Origin of the sequence: Corallococcus llansteffanensis (assembly GCF_003612055.1) — a bacterium.
Lineage (GTDB): Bacteria > Myxococcota > Myxococcia > Myxococcales > Myxococcaceae > Corallococcus > Corallococcus llansteffanensis.
In genome coordinates this window covers 1-5,092 of record NZ_RAWB01000657.1, presented here as the reverse complement: position 1 = coordinate 5,092, position 5,092 = coordinate 1, and the positions used below count along the sequence as shown (strand labels likewise).

Here is a 5,092-nt window from a genome sequence, read left to right as displayed (position 1 = left end):
TCCCCGGACCGAGCGCGCTGCCGCTGCTGGGACTCCAGGGAAGCCTCATCAAGTTCTCGCTCGATCCCGTCGCGCACATGCGCGAGGCGTACGCCACCTACGGGGACGTCGTCGCGTTCGCGAGGCAGGACCCGAAGTGGGTCTATGCCTTCGGCGCGGAGAACAACCAGCGCGTCCTCACGGACAACACGACGTTCCACATCCCGTCGATGTCGCTGACGCTGCCCATCCCTCCCAACTCCAGCCTGGACCGGCTGAACTCCGGGCTCATCACCATGAATGGGGAGCGGCACAAGAAGCAGCGCCGGCTCATCATGCCGGTGTTCCACAAGAAGCACCTCGACGTGTACTGCGAGGACATGGTCCGCGTCACGGAGGAGTACATCTCCGGCTGGAAGGTCGGCCAGCAGCTGAACATCGCCAAGGCCATGCAGCACCTGGCGCTCATCATCGTGGGCAAGACGCTCTTCGGCACCGACTCCCGCACGGAGGCCTCGCTGCTGGGCGGCATCATCCGCAAGTGGATCGACACCCAGACGAGCCTGGGCGTGTTCGCCTTCCCCCGCGACCTGCCGGGGACGCCCTACCGCCGGCTGCTGCGCCTGTCCGAGCAGTTGGAGGCGCACCTGCTCAAGAAGATTGAACAGAAGCGCGCCAACCCGGAGCCGCAGCACGACCTCTTGTGGCTGCTGATGCAGGCGCGCGACGAGGAGGGGACGGAGATGACCGATCACGAGCTGATCGGCCAGGCCAACAACCTCTTCAACGGAGGCCATGAGACGAGCGGCAACGCCCTGGGCTGGACGCTCTTCCTGCTGTCCCAGCATCCGGAGATCTTGGGCAACGTGCTGGAGGAGCTGAAGGCGGAGCTGCGCGGCGGCCCCCCGGGCGTCGAGCACCTGGGCCGGCTGCCGCTGCTCGAGGGGTGCATCAAGGAGAGCCTCCGCCTGATGCCGCCGGGCACCTACAGCATGCGCGTGGTGAACGAGCCGGTGGAGCTGGGCGCGTACACGATTCCCAAGGGCACGCTCGTCATCCTCAGCATCTACATGACGCACATGATGCCGGAGCTGTATCCCGAGCCTCGGAAGTTCCGGCCCGAGCGCTGGCACAAGGCCCCGGCCAACCCCTACGGCTTCATGACGTTCAGCGCGGGCGCCCGCCGCTGCATTGGCGCCGAGTTCGCGATGATGGAGATGAAGATCGTCCTCGCCATCCTGCTCCAGCGCTTCAGCATGCAACTGGACGCCAACGCGAGGATCGACCGCCGCGTCCGGCTGACGCTGTTCCCGAAGCGCGGCATCCCGATGACCCTGGGCGAGCCCGGACGGCTCCCGACGCGCGCGGGCGTGCGCGGCAACATCCACGAGATGGTCGACCTCACCTGAACGAAGCGCGGCGTGGGGGAACGGCAGGCGCGGCAACGCCGCGTCCGCACCTCCATGCCTTCACGCCAAGGCCCCCTCCGCCATGAATGCTTCGCGCTCCCCCACCGCCCCCGGGTTCTCCACGCTCGTCGAGCTGCTCCGCACGAGGGCGCTCCATCAGCCGGAGGCCCGTGCGTTCACCTTCCTGCTGGACGGTGACTCGGAAGAGGCCACGCTGACGTACGCGGAGCTGGACCGCCAGGCCCGGGCCATTGGCGCGCTCCTGATCCAGGGAGGATGGGCGGGACGCCGGGCGCTGCTGCTCTACGCACCGGGGCCGGAGTACATCGCCGCGTTCTTCGGGTGTCTGTATGCCGGCGTCACCGCGGTGCCGGCCTATCCGCCGATGCGCCCCCGCCAGGCGCCCCGGCTCCAGGCCATCGCGGCCGATGCCCAGGCGGAGCTGGCGCTCACGACGTCGCCCATCCTGGAGATGCTCCAGGCCCTCTTCACGGACATGCCGGACCTGGCGGCGCTGAAGTGGCTGGCCACGGATGGCGAGGCCGTCGCCGAGCACGCGGAGGCATGGCGGGCCCCGGAGATGACCTCCGGCACGCTCGCGTTCCTCCAGTACACCTCCGGGTCCACGTCCACGCCCAAGGGCGTGGTGCTCACGCATGGCAACCTGCTGCACAACCTGACGCTCATCCAGCGGTGCTTCGGGCACACGACCCAGAGCCGGGGCGTCATCTGGCTGCCGCCCTACCACGACATGGGGCTGATTGGCGGGATCCTCCAGCCCCTCTTCGTCGGGTTCCCCGTCACCCTGATGTCGCCGCTGGCCTTCCTCCAGCGCCCCATGCGCTGGCTGGAGGCCGTCTCCCGCGAGCGCGCGACCACCAGCGGAGGGCCGAACTTCGCCTACGACCTGTGCGCGCGCCGGGCCACGGCCGAGGACCTGGAGAAGCTCGACCTCAGCGCGTGGACGGTCGCCTTCACCGGCGCGGAGCCCGTGCGGGCGGAGACGCTCGATCGCTTCACGGAGGTGTTCGGGCCCCGCGGCTTCCGCCGGAATGCCTTCTACCCCTGCTACGGCCTGGCCGAGGCGACGCTGATCGTCTCGGGGGGTGAGCACACCGCGCTCCCGGTGATGCGCAGCGCGCGGGCGGAGGCGCTGGAACAGAACCGGTTCATCGAGGCGTCCCCCGGCACCGAGGGCGCGCGCTCCTTCATTGGATGCGGCCAGAGCCTCCCGGATCAGCGCATCGTCATCGTGGATCCCCAAGCGGGGGTGGAGGTCGCCCCCGGGCACGTCGGGGAGATCTGGGTGTCCGGCCCGAGCATCGCCCAGGGCTACTGGCGCCGCCCGGAGCAGACTGCGCAGACCTTCCACGCGCACCTCGAGGGAGGCACGCAGGGGCCCTTCCTGCGGACCGGGGACCTGGGCTTCCTGGAGGGCGGCGAGCTCTTCGTCACGGGCCGCCTCAAGGACCTGATCATCCTCCGGGGCCGCAACTACTACCCGCAGGACCTGGAGCTGACGGCCGAGCAGAGCCACCCCGCGCTGCGCTCCGGCTGTGGCGCTGCGTTCTCGGTGGACGCGGGCGGCGAGGAGCAGCTCGTCATCGTGTACGAGCTGGACCGCCAGCATCTGCGGATTGATCCGGAGCCCGTGGCCGCCGCCATCCGGCGAGCCGTCTCCGAACAGCATGGCGTCTACGTCTCCGAGGTCGTCCTCATCCGGACTGGAGGCATCCCGAAGACGTCGAGCGGGAAGATCCAGCGCAGCGCCTGCCGGGAGGAGTTCCGATCGGGAGCCCTGGAGATCATCGGCCGCAGCGGGCCGGCCCGGCCCGAGCAGGGAGCCCCGGCGCTCGGGTTGGATCGGGAGCGGCTGCTGGCGACCGCCCCGGAGGAGCGACGGGGGCTGCTGGAGCAGGACCTGCGGGAGCGGATGGCCCGACTCCTCCAGGTCGCGCCCCCCCAGGTCCCCACGGGGCAGCCGGTCAGCGCCCTGGGGCTCGACTCGCTCATGGCCGTGGAGCTTCAGCACGGCGTCGAGTCTGGCTTCCACGTGCCGCTGCCCATGGCGGACGTGCTGGAGGGGGCCTCGCTCGGCGACCTGGCGGCACTGGTGCTGCGCGCACTGGAGACGCAGGCGGACGGCCCGGACGTGGACGCGGTCGTGCTCACGGCGGAGGCCGGCTCGGACCGGTCACCGCTCTCTCCGGGCCAGCAGGCCCTCTGGTTCCTGCAGCAGCTGGATCACCAGAGCGTCGCGTACAACATCGCGAGCGCCGTCCGGATCCACGGCCCCCTGGACGTGGCGGCGCTGCGCGCCTCACTGCGGGCGCTGGTGGAGCGGCATGAGCAGCTTCGCTCCACCTTCTCGGATCGACAGGGTGGCGCGGTGCAGATTTTCGCGCCCTTCCAGGAGGGAGGCTTCCTGCTGGAAGAGGCCTCCGCCCCGAGCGAGGAGTGGCTGCGGGCGCGACTGACCGCGGAGGCGCACCGCCCGTTCGACCTGGAGCGCGGTCCGCTCCTGCGCGTCCAGCTCTTCGAGCGCTCGGAGCAGGAGCACGTGCTGCTGCTGGTCGTCCACCACCTCGTGGCCGACCTGTGGTCGCTGACCGTGATGATCCGCGAGCTGGATCAGCTCTATCCCGCCGCGCTCGCGGGCGTCCCGGCGAACCTGCCCGCGCTGCCCCTGCGCTACACGGACCACGTGAGGCGCCAGCTCGCGCGGCTGGAGCGCGGCGAGGGCGAGCGGCTCTGGGCGTACTGGCGTGAACGGCTCGCGGGCACGCTGCCCGTCCTCGACCTCTCGACGGACCATCCCCGGCCGCCCGTGCAGACCTACCGTGGCGGCTCCGTTCCCTTCCGGGTGGGCGACGAGGTCAGCCGGAAGCTCAAGGCGCTCGCCCGCGGCGCAGAGACGACCCTCTTCACCACGCTGCTCGCGGCGTTCCAGGTGCTGCTGCACCGTCACAGCGGTCAGGAGGACCTCCTGGTCGGGTCCCCGACACTGGGACGGACCGGGGCGGGCACGGCCCACGTCGTGGGCTACTTCGTGAACCCCGTCGTCCTCCGGGCGGATCTGTCAGGACGGCCGGACTTCGAGTCGTTCCTGCGGCGGATGCGGCAGGTCGTCCTGGAGGCGCTGAAGCACCAGGACTTCCCCTTCGCCCTGCTCGTCGATCGCCTCCACCCGAAGCGGGATGCGAGCCGGTCACCGCTCTTCCAGGCCATGTTCACCCTGCAGCAGGCCCAGTTGCCAGCGGCCCTGCGAGGCCTGCCCGAGTTCGCGCTGGGCTCCGCAGGGGCCACGATGACGGTCGGCGGACTCCCGTTCGAGGCCATCGCGCTCGAACAGCAGGTGTCGCAGTTCGACCTCACCCTGATGATGGCCGAGCACGGCGCGGAGCTCGTCGGCGCGTTCCAGTACAACTCGGACCTGTTCGAGGCGGCGACGGTCGAGCGGATGGTCGGCCGGTTCATGACGCTGCTCGAGGGCATCGTCGCGGATCCCCGCCAGCCGGTCTCCACCCTGCCGGTACTGCCCGAGGCGGAGCGTCAGCGGCTGCTGGTGGACCTCAACACCACCACCACGCCCTACCCGCTGGAGCAGTCCCTCCCCGCACTCTTCTTCGCCCAGGCCGCTCTCACTCCGGACGCCACCGCCCTCTTCACCGCCGAGTCGCGGCTCTCCTTCCGCACCCTCTCCG

The 5,092-nt window shown here is 70.3% G+C and carries 2 protein-coding genes; both read left to right on the top strand.

Annotation, left to right across the window (positions count from 1 at the left end):
* Positions 1 to 1,388: cytochrome P450 (locus D7V93_RS37480; RefSeq protein WP_147451547.1), on the top strand; the 1,388-nt coding region annotated here is incomplete at its 5' end.
* Positions 1,389 to 1,470: 82 nt separating this feature from the next.
* Positions 1,471 to 5,092 (top strand): condensation domain-containing protein (locus D7V93_RS37475; RefSeq protein WP_147451546.1); only part of this gene is annotated, 3,622 nt, incomplete at its 3' end.